The sequence below is a fragment of the Micromonospora sp. NPDC048040 genome (assembly GCF_055587185.1).
This window is the reverse complement of the sequence record NZ_JBVJGT010000093.1, coordinates 1-14785: the sequence shown is the minus strand read 5'-3', so window position 1 is coordinate 14785 and position 14785 is coordinate 1. Positions and strand designations below refer to the sequence as shown.

The window sequence follows — 14785 nt, the reverse complement described above, 5'->3', positions numbered from 1 at the left end:
AAGGGACGCTTGGGGGTGGGATGGGGGGGAAAAATAGGTCGGGGGGGGGGGAAAAAAAGGACAGAAAGGGGAAACGTACACGCAACATAACCGTCCTTAACCGTCCATAACCAAACGCGCCCGCGCGCGTGGCGCGGCGCCGCGCCAGCCACCAACCCCACCGCCGCGCACTGCTCTCGGCACCGGGGCTCCCCCGCCGGCAACTGCGGGCCATGCCGGTCGGAAATGCTGGCGGGCGGGCCATGACTCCACCGCCGCGGCCCTGTCCGGAGCCCTCGTCGCTGTCAGTCGACGGCCGCACTTGGCAGTGGCAAGGGCAAGCCGCGCCGGGGAACGACGGCAACCTGCCGCAGCGCAGCAGCCGGCGCCCGACCGCGCGCACGGCCTCTCCCCGTGCGCTCACACCAGCGCCGTGTCCTGCGGCGCCCTGCCCACAAACAGGGAGGACATCATGGAACTCTTGCCTGACCCCGACAGCGACACCACCGACATCGCAGGCGAAGGCCTCGGCGTCGGAGACCCCATCCTCGGCAAATCCCGGCTGCTGTCGCGCCAATGCGACACCTGCGTGTTCGCCCCCGGCCGGCTCCGCGACCTCGTGGCCGAAGCCCGCAGCAGGGAATCCTTCATCGTCTGCCACTCCACGCTCCCCCATTACAAGCACCCTGAAGCCAAGCCGGCGATCTGCCGCGGCTTCGCCGACCGGTACCAGACCCAAGCGCTGCAACTCATTGACCGTCTCTTTGGCTTCATCGAGGTCGACCCGCCGCAGCAAGCCGGCCCGCAGCCCGGCGGACACGGCAGCACGCACTGACGCGATCGGCCGCCCTGCGCCCTCTGCCTTCCCGTGGAGCAGCGCAACGACCTGACCAACAGACACCCGACCTGCTCGACGAAGCCCTCCGCTATCACCGCACTACATCCTGACGTGGCATCTGCACGGGCTGCCGGAACAGCTTGACCACATCCGCGCCGCGCTGCGCGCTGCCGAGCCACCCGAGGGTCGGCTCGCCCGCGTCCTGGCCGAGATCGCCGCCATCGCCCCGTCCCAGCACGGCCACATCGGCCCGGACACCCCGGAGATCGCCGACCGGTGCGTCCAGCGCAACGCGCTGATCTGGATGGTGCTCGCCTCGGGCTACGAGGTCGGTATCCCGGCCGGGGTCGGCTACGACCCAACCGACCCGCGTCCGGGCCTCGTCTACATCGAACTGCCCGACACCGGGCGGATCTCCTGGCATCTGCCCGCCCACTCGGCCTGCCAGACTGGCAGGGTCGCGTAATCCAACTGTGTGTATTCGCGTTCATGGCTCGTCCGCAATCACGGTGAGTCACACGGAGCATGGTGCTGGCGGCGAGATCTGCAGACGATCATCGTCTGATGACGCGGCAGGCGATCTGGATGCCGTACTGACCGTGAGGGTGTCCGGACGACTGGCGGGCCATGTCAGCGGCAGATCAGTATGCCGGATCTTGCGAGCCGGGTACCCGGCCTCTTGGACGTCGGCGCCCGTCGGGGTGGTTCAGGACCTCAGGTAGGTGACGACGGCGAGGACGCGCCGGTTGGTGTCACGATCGGTGACTAGGTTCAGCTTGGTGAAGATCGACGCGACGTACTTCTCCACGGAGCTCTCGGAAAGGTGCAGAGCAGCGGCGATCGACTCGTTCGACCGGCCTTCGGCCATTCCGGCGAGCACGTCGCGTTCACGTTCTGTCAGGGCCGCGAGGCGATCGGCTCGGCGGCTTCGGCCGAGTAGCTGCCGGACCACGTCGGGGTCAAGGAGCGTGCCGCCGGCGCCGACTCGCTCGACTGCATCAAGGAAGTCGCCGATGTCGGCCACCCGGTCCTTGAGCAGGTAGCCGAGCCCGCCGTGGGAGTCGGCGAGCAGCTCGCTGGTATATCGCTCGGCAACGTACTGGGACAGCAGCAGGATCCCGACCTTCGGTTGTGACGCCCGGATGGTCAGCGCGGCCTGCATGCCCTCGTCGGTGAACGTCGGCGGCATCCGAATGTCGACGATGGCGAGGTCGGGATCGTGCAGGTCGACCGCCTCGAGCAGTGCGTCGGATGTGTCGACGGCAGCCACGACGTCGTGGCCGGTGTCGGTGAGCAGCCGCCGTAGTCCGTCACGGAGCAGTGCGGCGTCCTCCGCGATTACGATGCGCACGGCAACTCCACGGTGATGGTCGTCGGCCCACCGGCCGGGCTGTCGAGTTGGAGCCGGCCGCCGAGGCTTTCCACTCGGTCGACGAGCCCGGCGAGTCCGCCGCCTAGGGCGATCGCTGCGCCGCCGGCACCGTCGTCGTGAACCTGAAGCCGCAAGGCTGCCGCGTCGCGGACTACGACAACGTTGATCCGCCCGGCACTGCTGTGCTTCGCCGCGTTGGCGAGCAACTCGCCGACGCAGAAGTAGGTCGTCGACTCGATCACGGCGGACGGGCGTCGCGGAACGTCGAGGTCGAGGACAACCGGGATCGGGCAGCGCGCCGCGAGCAGCGGCAGCGCGCCGTCGAGCCCCAGATCGGTCAGCACTGCAGGGTAGATGCCGCGGGCGAGGTCTCGCAGCTCCGCCAGTGCCTGCTTGGCTTGTTCGTGCGCGACGGCGACGTGACGCGCCACCGCCTGTGTGTCGCCGCCGCCGTCGAGCTCCCGCCGAGCCCGCCCCAGCTCCATGGCCACGGCCACCATCTGTACCTGCGCGCCGTCGTGGAGATCACGCTCGATGCGCCGCAGATGCGCCCCGGCCTGTTCCACCGCCTGGTCGCGGCGGCGCTCCAGCACCCGAACCGGGTCGGGGCCTGCGTTCGGCCGCAGCATCCATCGCAACCGTAGTCGGTCGAGTGCGGCCAGACCCCGTACGATCCAGGCCGCGGCAACCAGGCCCGCGAGCCCTACCAGGCCGACGAGCAGCGGGTATGGCCAGACGTCCGGATGCCACCGCGCTCCGGCGACGTCGAGCCCGTCCCAGCCGGGCGGGGTGTACCGGTACCACACCGGGTAGGTCGCCGCCGCGGCGGGCAGCGCCCAGACAAGGACGGTGGCGTACGCCATCGCGATCGCCAGCGGCCCGCCGGGTAGCAGGAACGCCAGGACGCGCCAGCCGGTGACGTCGGTGAGCCCGTCGCGAACCCAGCCGACGATGCCGGGCGACCGTCGCCGCACGGCAGCCGGCAACGACAGTTCGAGATGCAACAGCACCCGCGCCCGCCAACGCTCGAGCCATGTCACGAGCCGTGTGCCGCGCACGAACACCGCGAGCAGGGCGAGACCCACGACCGTGAGACCGGCAACCGTCGCGTAGCCGGTTAGGCCAACGTAAGCGACCATGAGCGCGCCGACTGGAGCGCCCAGCAGAAGGTGGGCGCTGTACCGCCAGGTTTCGGCTCGGACGGGCGCCAGCAGCACCCCGGCCAGCCGCGTGCTGGTTGAGCGAGTTCTGGCCGGCGGAGTGTTCAGCGGTGGTGTCATGGTCGGTCACCAGTCAACCAGGCGGACACTCGACGCTCACCACCGGAGGCTTGCCAGCAGGCGAGCACCAGCACGCCGACGGTCACCACGGCCAGAGCAATGAAGTTCACCATGCCGGCGTCGACATTACCGGTGCCGCCGACGGCCCACCCCGGTCCGGTCAACCGCAGATGCAGCAACGCGTCGCCGTGGTCCGGCTCAGTCGCCGTGCCGACGCCCAACAGGTAGTCCTGTGCCCAGTTCCAGCCGCCATGGATTCCGATGGCCGCCCACAGCGTGCCGGTGGAAACCCGCGCAGCGGTGAGCAGACACGCAAACAACACGAACTCGGCCATCCCGGCGACGAAGTACCCGACCGAGGTGACACCGCCGAACAGGTGCAGCAGCGCGAAGACCCCAGCAGCGACCAGCGCCGCGATAGGCACAGGCATCCGCTCGGCCAGGTTTGCGAACACATACCCTCGGAAAGCGATTTCCTCGACCGCTGCCCGCAACAGCACGAGCACAGCTCCGACGACGACGGTGAACGCGGCGGAGAGTGCGCCCCGAGCGGTCACTGACCACCCGGTGACCTGCGCCCAGCCGGCGGCTACCTCGATGCCGAACCAGGCAGCGATGGCCGCGACCCCGACGACGAACCCGGCGGCAAGGCCGATCAGGTCACGTCGTCCGGGCCGCGACATCCCAATGTCGCCCCACGGACGCCGGTCGAGGTACCGGCGGAACAGATACGTGACGAGCATCGTGGTGGCGAACGCGGCAACCGTCGCCAGGACCACAATCGACGTCGCGGCACCGGAACCGACGATCCCGTAGGTGACCACCGCCGCAGCGGCGAGCACCGTCACCACGTAGACAGCGAGCCGGAGAGGGAGGTGCAGCCGACGCTCCGAATCGATCAACAGTTGCATGCGTTCGACGCTAGGGAGCGGGGCCGACGAACAGTACCCTGCTGCCCACCAGACCGCGTTGTGGCCAACCTCAAGGGATGGTCCACTCACCTGTACCGCCGCCGCGTCGCGACAGCACGCGCCATGCCGGGCAGCCGGCCTGAGTCCGCGGTAATCCCGTTGCACGGAAAGGCTCACTGTTCTCGGCAAATCAGTATGTGGGCGGACGCAGAGCGGCTTTACCAGCAGTGACGAAGGGGTTCGTTGCTGCTGTAGAGAGCCGAGAGCGGCCACCTCGGGAAGAGATCTCCTGGGTAGGTCGTCATGACGGGTTGTAGCGGTTCCAGGTGCCACCCGGCGGCGGCGTGGTGTCGTTGGGTGGTGTGGTAATGGAAGACCAGAGCCTGAGCGACGGCCGGTGCCGGAGTCTGAAGTACGAGCTGGCGGAGCGCTGCGAGGCGGCCCGGGACGGCCGGGACGCCGAGTCGCGGATGTAGTTTCCGGACCAAAAACAACGCTACGGCGTCGAGAGGCTAGCGTAGAGCCCGAAGCGAAGCGGGCACCCTTCGCTACGAGGGCGGGCCCGCTTCGCTGCCGGTCCACGCGGCGACGATCGCCGACTGGAAATCCTCGGCCGAGGGCCGCCCAGACGTCGACGCGGTCGCCCGGCAGGTCGCCGGCCGACCAGATGGCGACTCGCACCGTGGCATCCTCATAGATCACGGACAATCATCCGGCGGTATCCGGGAGGGATGCGGATGAGCGACATCGGGCTCTACTACCCGTACTTCCATGTCCAGGACGACACCTGGCTGAAGGCGGCGGCCCTCTATCTGCCACAGGTTGCGCGGGTCCGACCGCCGAACTATCCGGTGCGCGACTCGGAGACCGCCAGTGTGCTGCGCGCCGAGCTCGACTTCCTTCTCGACGTCGACCCGTACCCGCAGGCCGCGAGCACGGCGCGGGAATTCGGGGACTTCGTCCAGCAGGACGCCCAGGCTCTGGGGCGCTACCTGGTCCCGGACTACCTGGGAGCCGGTGGCTCTGGAATGCACAGCCACGACCCGTGGCTTTGGGACGAATCACGTTTCGCCTGGATCCACGCCAGCCAACTGGGGGACGACGAGGCGCTCATCAGGCTGCTGCGCGATCGCGGGCTTGCAACGAAGTCACGGTTCGATCCCCTGACGGGGCTGCGCGACGGGCGATGGGTGGGTATGCATCCGCGCCTCGTGGCCGTCTACTCCTGTTCCCTGGCGCAGCGGATCGCCCGAGCCAACCAACTGCTGCCAGTGACGCACGATCCGCGGCTGTTCGCGCTGCCCGAGGACTGGACGGTGCAGGAGTTGGGCGCGGCACTGGTGAACACCCGGCCGCCCGGTGCCTCCTCGTCTGCCAGATCGGTGTATGCCTGCCTGGCGCTGCGGTCCGTGCTGCCCGCCGGCCTGGAACAGGTGTCCGCTCAGGACATCGTCCGGGCGCGGCGGACGTTGGCCGTCGAGTTCGACGCGTTCCGTGCCCACCTGACCGGCCTAGGGGACGAGTTCGCGCAGTTGGACGGCATCGAGGATCCCGAGATCCTCCGGGCACGACTGGCCGCGATGGTCGAGGCGAACGTGGGCAGCTCGGTCCGGGAACTCGAACGCGGCCTACGAGCCCTGGGCCTGGAGCCGGTCAGGGCGATCTTCGGCCTGAAGTCTCTGGAACTGCCGACGGTGGCGGCCCTTGCCGCCCACGCCCTCAATCTCTCGCCGGTGATCGGCGCCGGCGGAATGCTCGCCGTCCAAGCCTTCACGGCTGTCCGGGAGGCCCACAGGTCGGCGGGCGAGCGGCGTACCAGCGCCGCCGGATACCTGCTCGGGCTCCGCGCCGAGCTCGATCCGCCTGGCGCCTTGGAACGCGCTCGACGCATCCTGACCGGCAGGGGCTGACTCAGGGGGCCGCCCGTCAGTTCATGTCGACAGCGCTAATCCTGACCCGCAGGTTGGCTGCTTCGGGGTGACCGAGTTCGGTCCGTCGATCCAGGGGCGCACCGCTGCGCCCCGGCGGGTCTGGGAAGTAACTTCCTGATGGCGAAGCGGACTGGCAGGCTCATGTAATTCAACCGTCTGGTATTCGGATTGGTCGGGTGGGGTGAGATGACGCTTCGTGGTGACCGCTGGGTGCGGGCGGAGCGGGAGGTGCATCGAGGTTAGATGTGCCGGTGACCGTTCATGACGTAGTCCGTGCCTTGCCGGACATCCAGGTGCTTCGCGAGCGGTGTCGCGCGTTGGCGATGCTGGACGCGATCATGAGTCCGGAGTGGGAGTCGCGGTACTACTCTTTTGATTCGCACTGGGCGCCGGATGAGCAGATGGCGTCCATGCGAAATGGGTCCGGCGACGCGTGGTCGATCGTGTTCTCGCCGGCCGGTGCGTTCATCCGTGGCTTCGATCACGAGTCGCCGATGAGCTCGGCCGGCAACGATGACGAGTTGTGGCCCGGACTGGTCGACACCGTGCCGGAGGTCTTTGCCGCTCATGTCGACGAACCGGCTTTCAGCTTCAATGGCACGCTGAAAGCGACGGTCTGTCTGTGGCGGCAGCACGGTGAGGAGCATTGGTATGCCGGAGAGATCGACTTCCCTGACGGTGATGACCCGGACGGTGCCAACCGTCTGTTCAAGGTGCTGGTAGAGGGCACTCCGGCGGCGTACCAACGCTTTGCCGAGGACTACTACGAGACGGCCGTCGATCTGGAGGCAGTCGGCGAGATTTGTTGCTCTGCGCCCGCTGACCGACGAACTGGTGCGCCGCTTGAATGCTGATCTCGTGGTAGCCGATCTTGCCGAGGATCTCGCTGAGATTGGCTACCCGTCCCGACCGGTGTAGCGGTTCCAGGTGCCACCGGCAGAGGTCGCTGCTGAGGGAGGGCCGGCATCGGTAAGGGCGCCCGACGCAGCGGAGCCACCGCGAGAGGCCCTCACCTGGCCCGGAAGCAGAACCGGAGGAACGACGGAAGCCACCGAGGGCTCAGCCACAACGACCACCGCCTCGCCCGGCTCCAAGCCGGTGGAGGCGGTGACAGAGATAAGATTCGCGTGGTCAAGTTCGCTTGACCACCAGTACGCAAGACACGGCATCGGTGCCGCAAATTTGTGTCCGAGGGGGGAATTGAGCACTCCCGCGTAGCACCCGTTATACAAACGGGTGCTCATGCGATAAAGCCTAGCACTTCACGATGCGTAACTCTACAGGCTTGAGCTGGCCACAAGCACGCCATAGCGCAGCTAGCGCAATCAATTCTGTCCGCCTGCGCCCACGACCTACGCGAACTCGCCCCGGGGGAACGGACGCGGGTCCCCCAGCCCGTACCGCAGTCCGCTGGCCCGCGGCACGCGGTGCAGCCCACCCACGGCGGCGGGGCCGACGCGGCGGCAAGCCGGCGCCGACCAGCTCGACACGATCCGCACCGGCGCGATCCGGTGTGGCGGCCTTCTCCGCCCGGGCCCGGCCGGGCGCTCGCGGAGGCGGGCGCTGAGCGCTACCCGACGGTGCCGAGCACCGAGACCTCGGTGAGTTCGGCGTCCTCGGCGGCGCCCAAGCCGCGCACCCGGTAGCTGGTCAGCACCTTCAGCCAATCCTCGGGCAGGTGCCCGCGGCCGGGATCACCGACGAGGACACGCGCACCGCGGTCGGCGGCGCGGCGTAGGAACCCCAGCATCCGCGCGGCCAGTTCGGGGTCGTAGAAGGCGTCGCCGGCGAGGATCACGTCGGCGACGCCGCCATCGCCATCGAGTAGGTCGCCCTCGTTCACCGCCATGCTGACCCCGTTGGCCGTGGCGTTCATCGCGACGGCCGCCAGCGCGTACGGGTCGATGTCGTTGGCGGTCACCTCGGCGGCGCCCGCCTTGCGGCGATGGCCACCAGCCCGGAGCCGGACGCCACGTCGAGCACCCGCCGGCCGGCCACCACCTGCGGATGGTCCAGGACGTACCGGGCGAGGGCCTGGCCACCGGCCCAGGCGTTCGCCCAGAACGGGGCGAGCCCCGGTCCGACCCGCGCCTCCAACCTGGCCCGCAACACGATCGCGTCATCCGCCAGGTGCAGGCGGATCTCCGGTACGAACGGAAGACGCACGAGGCGCAGTCCGTCGAACCCGTCGGCGCGGAACGCGACGAAGGGCGTGAGCAGGGCGCCGGTCGGCGTAGGCAAGACATGCTCCGTTCATGGACGGTCGCCGGTCAGGGCGACCGGTTTCAGGCGCCCGCCGAACAGGCAGTACGTCCGACCGCGTGCAGGTGGCGCAGCGCCTGGGCGTACGACTCGAACAGGCCCGTCTGACAGTACGTAAGGCCGTGCCGGCGGCAGAACGACTCGACGATCGTCTGCGCGCGACGCAGGTTCGACCGGGGCATGCTGGGGAACAGATGATGCTCGATCTGGTAATTCAGGCCGCCGAGCATAAAGTCGGTCAGCCAGTGGCCGCGCACGTTCCGCGACGTGAGCACCTGGCGGCGCAGGAAGTCGGTGCGGTCACCGGCGGCGAGGATCACCATGCCCTTGTGGTTCGGCGCGAAGCTGCACCCGAGGTAAAGCCCGAACAGGCCCTGCTGGACGAGGATGAACACGACCGCACGGACCGGCGAAAGTATCAGGAAGACCGCGCCGAGGTAACCGACGACGTGGCTGGCGAGCAGCACCGACTCCCACACGCGGGGGCGTCCGGCGCGGCGCAGCAGGGCGCGCACGCTGTTCACGTGCAGACTGAGGCCCTCCAGCAGAAGCAGCGGAAAGAAGAAAAATGCCTGGTAGCGGTACGCGAACGCGGCAATGCGGCCGCGGTTGCCGGCCTGGCGCGAGGTGAACGCGAGCGCACCGATCTCAAGGTCCGGGTCGGCGCCGTCGGTGTTCGGGTGGGCGTGGTGCCGGTTGTGCTTGTCCACCCACCAGCCGTAGCTCAGCCCGATGGCCAAGTTGCCGTGCAGCAGCCCGAGCACGTAGTTCGCCCGCCGGGACGCGAAGATCTGTTTGTGCCCGGCGTCGTGGCCGAGGAACCCGAGTTGAGTGAAGACGAACGCGAGGAAGCCGGCGACGATCAGTACCCACCACGAGTCCCCGATGAGCGCAAAGGCCGTCCAGCCGGCCGCGAACAGCAGACCCGTGATGGCGATCTTCCAGATGTAGTACCCGGTGCGGCGCTCCAGCAGGCCGGCGCCACGGATCTGGTGCAGGAGATGGGCGTACGGGCTTCCGCTGCCGGTGTGCGGCGGCGCTGTCGACATGGGCGCCTCCCGGCGGGTGCTGCGCTGACGCCGGCGCGTGCCAACCATCCATTGGTGGTCGGCACGCGCCGGCGGTGGTTCAGATGGCGCGGATGTTCGCGGCCTGCAGGCCCTTGGCTCCCTGCGTGATGTCGAACTCGACCCGCTGGTTCTCATCGAGGCTGCGGAAGCCGTTCGAGGCGATCGCCGAGAAATGAGCGAACAGGTCCGCGCCACCGCCGTCCGGGGTGATGAACCCGAAGCCCTTGTCCGCGTTGAACCATTTCACAGTGCCGACAGCCATGTCTTCTCCTTGGAAGGGTGGATTCGGGACCCACACCATGCGGGCCCCGACGTCGCGGTATTGATCGCCCACATCCGGAGATGACCGGAAACACCAAGCGCCGAGGGGTCAGCTACCCGGCAAAATATCGGAAAGCAATTGCAACGGGGCCTACCGTACCACGCTCGGATAGGGCACAAGCCGGACCACATGAGGCACTTCCCCTCCCCAGCGCCCACGCCCTGTTACCGGGCAGACCGCCAACGTGGTGGGCGCCAGCGCGGCCAGCAGCCGCGACACGCACCGTCCTACCGCTGATCCTGGCCGTCGTCCTCCTGGCACCTATCCCGCTGCTGCGGGCCCTGCTCCCCCCACCGCTGCTCGCGCCGCCAGGGTCGTGCGCCCTTCGGTGCGGACGCACTGAGCCGTTTCACCCTGTGCAGCGGCCGGTCTCGACGCAGTACAGGATGAGGATGGCCTGCACGACCGCGGTCGCCCGGCGGGGGCAGCAGCAACGCAGTGTCGTTCTTGGCTACTCGGCGGTCCAGTCCTGTTTACGATTGGACCGAAGGGGGCGATTTGTCAGATCATGATCGTGTCTAGGGGTAGCCGAGCGGCCGAGTGTCGAGGCGAGCGGCCGATTGCCGGTGGCCGACCGTTCACCAGATCGGGCGGCCCGTGACGAACGACCGGGCGGTGGGGCTGACCCGCCAGGCCGGGGTACCGCAACGAGCAACCCTGTTGGAACTGTTCCTCGATCTGGTCTTCGTTGCCGCGCTCGCCCTGACCTCGCAGAAGCTGGCCGCTGATCTGACCTGGCCCGGCGCTTTTCAAACCCTGGTCCTGCTGATGGCGCTCTGGTGGGTCTGGTCGGTCACCGCACTCACGACCGACCTTTACCTACCGCATCGGCCACCGATTTACTTCATGACCATCTCGGTCATGTTCGGCACCTTACTGATGGCAGCCGCGCTGCCAGCGGCCTTCACCCGCGACGCCGTGGTCTTCGCGGGCGCCTACGTGGCGATCCACCTTGGCCGCAATCTCTTCCTGGCACCCGCCTTACGGGGGCGCCAGGCACGTCGACACGCCGCGCGATTCCTCTTCTGGTTCGCCATCTCGGCCGTGCCATGGCTCGCCGGAGCCACCGTGGCAGGCACCGCGCGTGGCGTGCTGTGGACGGCGGCCCTCGCCCTGGATTACGGGGCGGCCTGGCTCCGCTACCCCACACCCCGGCTCGGTCGGGTACCCGGGTCGCAGTACAGGCTAGCGGCCGAACACCTGGCCGAACGCTACCAACAGTTCTTCACTCTCGCCCTCGGCGACCTCATCCTGCTCCCCACCCTGATATACGCCGGCGGCGGATTCGCGCTCGACCGGACCGTCGCGTTCGTGCTCACGTTCGTCACCACCGTGCTGCTGTGGCAGATCTACCGCCAACGCGCCGGGGCCCTGCTACAGGCCGCCATCGAGTCCTCCCGTGACCCGGGCCGGCTCGTGCGGTCAGCGCCCTACACCCACCTCATCATGGTGGCCGGCATCGTCGTCGCCGCAGCCGGAGCCGAAACCATCATCCGCCACCCCAGCGGCGACACCACCCTCGGGCTCATCGCCGTCATTCTCGGCGGGCCCGCGTTGTTCCTGGCCGGCCGAGCCCGATTCGAATACGAGGTATTCAGCCGGGTCTCCCCATCCCGCCTGGTCGCACTGCTCGTCCTGGCCGTCGCCGCGCCGGTGATGGTCTACGTCCCACCGCTGGTGGTCGCCATCGTCGCCAACCTGGTCCTGGCCGGGGTAGCCACCGCGGACATCGTTCGCGCCCACGGACGCCCGCCCGAAGCACCCTCCCCCGCCTTCTAGCCCTTGTCTGCGCCACGGCCGTCCAGACGGCTCCGGGCCGACCCCCGCCGCCGGGGCGCCGCACCGCCACCTCGTCGAGCAGTCGCGATAGCTGTCGGGTGTCGGAGTCCTGGCTCGAGGTCAGGTGGCTCGCCTCCCGGCCTGCGTTCCGCAGCTTCGCGTCGATATAGTCGGCATGTCGGCCTGAAGGTGCAGGTCAGCGTGTTGTGTCCTGGTAGAAACCGCGAAACCTCCTAGTGACACGCCTGCCTGTGGATAACTTTGCTGAGCTGCGGATCTATGTCTTGGTTCCTAGTCGGTGTACGGTCGTGTCTCGTGTACGTGAAGGCGTCGACACGTAAGACCCGTGATGGGCAGACGATCCGCTACCTGCAGTTGGCCCACAACGAGTGGGATCCTGTGGCGAAGGCGTCCAAGACACGGGTGTTGTACTCGTTCGGCCGCGAGGATCAGCTCGACGTCGCCGGGGTCCGCCGTTTGGTCGATGCGCTGTCGCGGCTGCTGGACCCGGCCGAAGCCCTGGCCGCGGCCGCGCCGGCGGGGTTGTCGTTCGTCGAGTCACGGCCGCTGGGCGGGGCGTGGCTGCTCGACGGCCTGTGGCGGTGGCTGCGCATTGACAAGATCCTGCAGCCGCTGGTGGGTTCGGCCCGCCGCGAGGTCGACGTGGAACGAGTGCTGTTCGCGCTTGTCGCGAACCGGGCTCTGGCGCCGTCGTCGAAGCTAGCCGCCGCCGAGTGGGTCTGCCAGGACGTGCACCTGCCCGGTCTGCCGCACGTCACCGACGATGCCTGCTACCGGGCGATGGACCAGCTCATCGAGGTCGAGCCCGCGTTGACCCGGGCCGTCTACGACCAGATCGCCGATCTGCTCAACCTGGAAGTCGATCTGCTGTTTTTCGACACGACCAGCACCTACTTCGAGCTCGACGAGGCCGACGAGCTCGTCTGGCGCGACGAGACGGGCAAGGCCGTGGCCGAAGGCGACCCGGCAGCGGTCAAGCAGGCCGGGTTCCGCACTCACGACAGCAAGAGCAAGGACTCCCGTGACGATCTGCCCCAGGTCGTGGTCGGCATGGCCGTCACCCGCACCGGCATCCCGGTGCGGGTGTGGTGCTGGCCGGGCAACACCAGCGATTCGGCGCTGATCCGGCAGGTCAAGACCGACATGCGGGAGTGGAGTCTGGCCCGCATCGTGTGGGTCGCCGACCGTGGCTTCGCCTCCGCAGAGAACAGAAGGTTCCTGCAGCAGGGCGCGGGCGGCTACATCCTCGGTGAGAAGCTGCGCGCCGGCACCGCCGAGGCCGACGCCGCCCTGGCCCGGCAGGGCCGCTACGCCACCGTCGCCGACAACCTGCAGGTCAAGGAAGTCAACATCGGCGCTGATGACCGGTTCGTGATCTGCTTCAACCCCGAAGCCGCCGAGCGTGACGCCGCCATGCGTGAACGGCTGACCGCCCAGCTCACCGCCAAGATCGACGGTTCGGACACGCTGAGCGCCACGAAACGCGCCGAGCTACGCGGGGTGATCTCCACCAAGCCCGGCCTCAACCGCTATTTGCGCGTCACCCCCGGCGGCCTGCTGCGCATCGATCAAGCGGCGGTCAAGGCCGAGCAGCGGCTGGACGGCAAGTACCTGCTGCGCTGCTCCGACCCGAAGCTGTCCGCCGAGGACATCGCCCTGGGCTACAAGCAGCTCCTCGAAGTCGAACGCGGCTGGCGCGACATGAAGACCACCCTGGACCTGCGGCCGGTGTTCCACCGCCGCGAGGACCGCATCCGCGCCCACATCCTGCTGTGCTGGCTGGCGCTGCTACTCATCCGCGTCGCCGAGACCACCACCGGCTACACCTGGGCCAAGATCCGCGCTGACGTCGAGCGGCTGCACGTCGGCGTGTTCACCGGCGCCGCCGGCACCTTCTGCCAACGCACCGAGCTGTCCCAGCCCCAGAAGGCCCTGTTCGCCAAACTGAAGGTCACCGAACCTCCCCGCGTCATCAACGCGACACCCGCAACCGCCTGACCAGCACGAACACCACGGCCTAGTGACACGCCTTGTCACCGGGCCAACTCGTGTTTGCCCAGCTCAAGCCCCAGATTCGCGGACTATATCGACGCGAAGCTGCGGAACGCAGGCCCGGCCATGATCAACTAACGGCGGTTCAAAGTTTGGGTACCCGTCCGGCACCATCAGGTCCCGTTCGAAGAGCTCATCCTGACGCTATTTCTCATAGGTTCGGAGGCCGTTACCCATGGCGAAAAAGGTTGGAGCCCATTCGCCGATGAAAATACCCCAGCGGTCCGCGCGGTCGATACCGGCTTCTTCAAGACGCTTGGACAACAGCCAGCCGACGAAGGCGGCGCCGATGCTCGCCATGCCGGCCATGTAGCAGTGCTCGGCCCTCAGCCCTGACTTGTGCAGTTGCTCCAACATTCTCATACACCCTTCGCAGTCGTAACCTGGCCCGCGGCCACAGTGCGACCAGCGACTACCCCTGGACAATCGACCTACACCTACCCACCATTGATCGACGAGCTGACCAACTCAACTTGTGGCCTGCGGTGCCGTCGAGAGGCGGCAACGCCACATCCTGGGCCCACGTCAGTAGCGTCTGCTCCGTCCAGGCGCTCGGTCGGCCTGTTCACTGGTTCACGCTGATGGCCGGGATGCCGACCACTCAGCAGGTACGAAGGTGGCGAAGCGGGATAGCAACGCGTCGGGTGCGTTCACTGCAGCGTCCGGCTATTTGGCGAGCACGCCGCTACAGCAGCGACGGCCAGCCGAGGATCAGCTCGACAGCGAACAGTTGCATCGACTCGGTCGGGCTGCCCGGATTCGGGCGGTCCGTGCGGGAGTCGCCCGACGGTGATGACCGGGCTGGCGGATTACGGCCGTCCGTGGACGTCTGAGGACTGTCGCTGGCGCCGCCCACACCCACTGCGCTTGGCGGGACTGTACATAGCTCCTCTGTCAAGCCTCGGGTACGCAGTTGGTTCGTAGGGCCTGGTAGACGACGTCGGATAGGCGTCGTTTCAGCACGCGGA

11 protein-coding genes and 2 pseudogenes are annotated in these 14785 nt (G+C 68.0%); 5 read left to right on the top strand and 8 right to left on the bottom strand.

The annotated features are described in order from the left end of the window. Nucleotides 1-451 precede the first annotated feature (451 nt). On the top strand, nucleotides 452-814 hold the full coding sequence (locus tag ACZ6O2_RS35330; protein WP_466026037.1) for a hypothetical protein: 363 nt from the start codon (nucleotides 452-454) through the stop codon (nucleotides 812-814). 94 nt (nucleotides 815-908) lie between these two features. Here ACZ6O2_RS35330 and ACZ6O2_RS35325 read toward each other — a convergent pair whose 3' ends face one another. From ACZ6O2_RS35325 to ACZ6O2_RS35310, 4 genes are all read right to left on the bottom strand, one after another. Continuing rightward, the gene (locus ACZ6O2_RS35325) at nucleotides 909-1253 is read right to left on the bottom strand and encodes a hypothetical protein (protein ID WP_466026036.1); all 345 of its coding nucleotides are present in this window, start codon (nucleotides 1251-1253) and stop codon (nucleotides 909-911) included. 270 nt (nucleotides 1254-1523) lie between these two features. Beyond that, entirely contained in the window at nucleotides 1524-2168 is a 645-nt protein-coding gene (locus tag ACZ6O2_RS35320; protein WP_466026035.1) for a response regulator, read from the bottom strand. Then, nucleotides 2156-3469, bottom strand: a complete 1314-nt coding sequence (locus ACZ6O2_RS35315; RefSeq protein ID WP_466026034.1) for a sensor histidine kinase — start codon at nucleotides 3467-3469, stop codon at nucleotides 2156-2158. Before ACZ6O2_RS35315 ends, ACZ6O2_RS35320 begins: the two co-directional genes overlap by 13 nt. Then, nucleotides 3466-4380: a lysostaphin resistance A-like protein gene (locus tag ACZ6O2_RS35310; RefSeq protein ID WP_466026033.1), complete on the bottom strand. Its 915-nt coding sequence runs from the start codon at nucleotides 4378-4380 to the stop codon at nucleotides 3466-3468. Before ACZ6O2_RS35310 ends, ACZ6O2_RS35315 begins: the two co-directional genes overlap by 4 nt. Nucleotides 4381-5117: 737 nt before the next feature. Between ACZ6O2_RS35310 and ACZ6O2_RS35305 the strand changes: the two genes are divergently transcribed. Continuing rightward, entirely contained in the window at nucleotides 5118-6290 is a 1173-nt protein-coding gene (locus tag ACZ6O2_RS35305; RefSeq protein WP_466026032.1) for a DUF6236 family protein, read from the top strand. Nucleotides 6291-6556: 266 nt separating this feature from the next. Next, nucleotides 6557-7229 (top strand): annotated as a pseudogene (locus ACZ6O2_RS35300) (hypothetical protein). A gap of 652 nt (nucleotides 7230-7881) precedes the next feature. On the opposite strand, the pseudogene ACZ6O2_RS35295 reads toward ACZ6O2_RS35300, so the two are convergent. From ACZ6O2_RS35295 to ACZ6O2_RS35285, 3 genes and pseudogenes are all read right to left on the bottom strand, one after another. Beyond that, nucleotides 7882-8552 (bottom strand): annotated as a pseudogene (locus tag ACZ6O2_RS35295) (class I SAM-dependent methyltransferase). Nucleotides 8553-8596: 44 nt separating this feature from the next. After that, on the bottom strand, nucleotides 8597-9622 hold the full coding sequence (locus ACZ6O2_RS35290; RefSeq protein WP_466026031.1) for a fatty acid desaturase family protein: 1026 nt from the start codon (nucleotides 9620-9622) through the stop codon (nucleotides 8597-8599). A 79-nt stretch (nucleotides 9623-9701) separates the two neighbouring features. Then, complete coding sequence (locus ACZ6O2_RS35285) at nucleotides 9702-9905, bottom strand: cold-shock protein (RefSeq protein WP_466026030.1); 204 nt, start codon at nucleotides 9903-9905, stop codon at nucleotides 9702-9704. A 720-nt stretch (nucleotides 9906-10625) separates the two neighbouring features. Between ACZ6O2_RS35285 and ACZ6O2_RS35280 the strand changes: the two genes are divergently transcribed. Next, nucleotides 10626-11744 (top strand): low temperature requirement protein A, encoded by a 1119-nt coding sequence (locus ACZ6O2_RS35280; protein WP_466026029.1) that lies wholly within the window; start codon nucleotides 10626-10628, stop codon nucleotides 11742-11744. A 315-nt stretch (nucleotides 11745-12059) separates the two neighbouring features. Further along, nucleotides 12060-13763, top strand: a complete 1704-nt coding sequence (locus ACZ6O2_RS35275) for an IS1634 family transposase (RefSeq protein WP_466026028.1) — start codon at nucleotides 12060-12062, stop codon at nucleotides 13761-13763. A 198-nt stretch (nucleotides 13764-13961) separates the two neighbouring features. Here ACZ6O2_RS35275 and ACZ6O2_RS35270 read toward each other — a convergent pair whose 3' ends face one another. Continuing rightward, on the bottom strand, nucleotides 13962-14174 hold the full coding sequence (locus tag ACZ6O2_RS35270) for a hypothetical protein (protein WP_089006343.1): 213 nt from the start codon (nucleotides 14172-14174) through the stop codon (nucleotides 13962-13964). Between the last annotated feature and the right edge of the window lie 611 nt (nucleotides 14175-14785).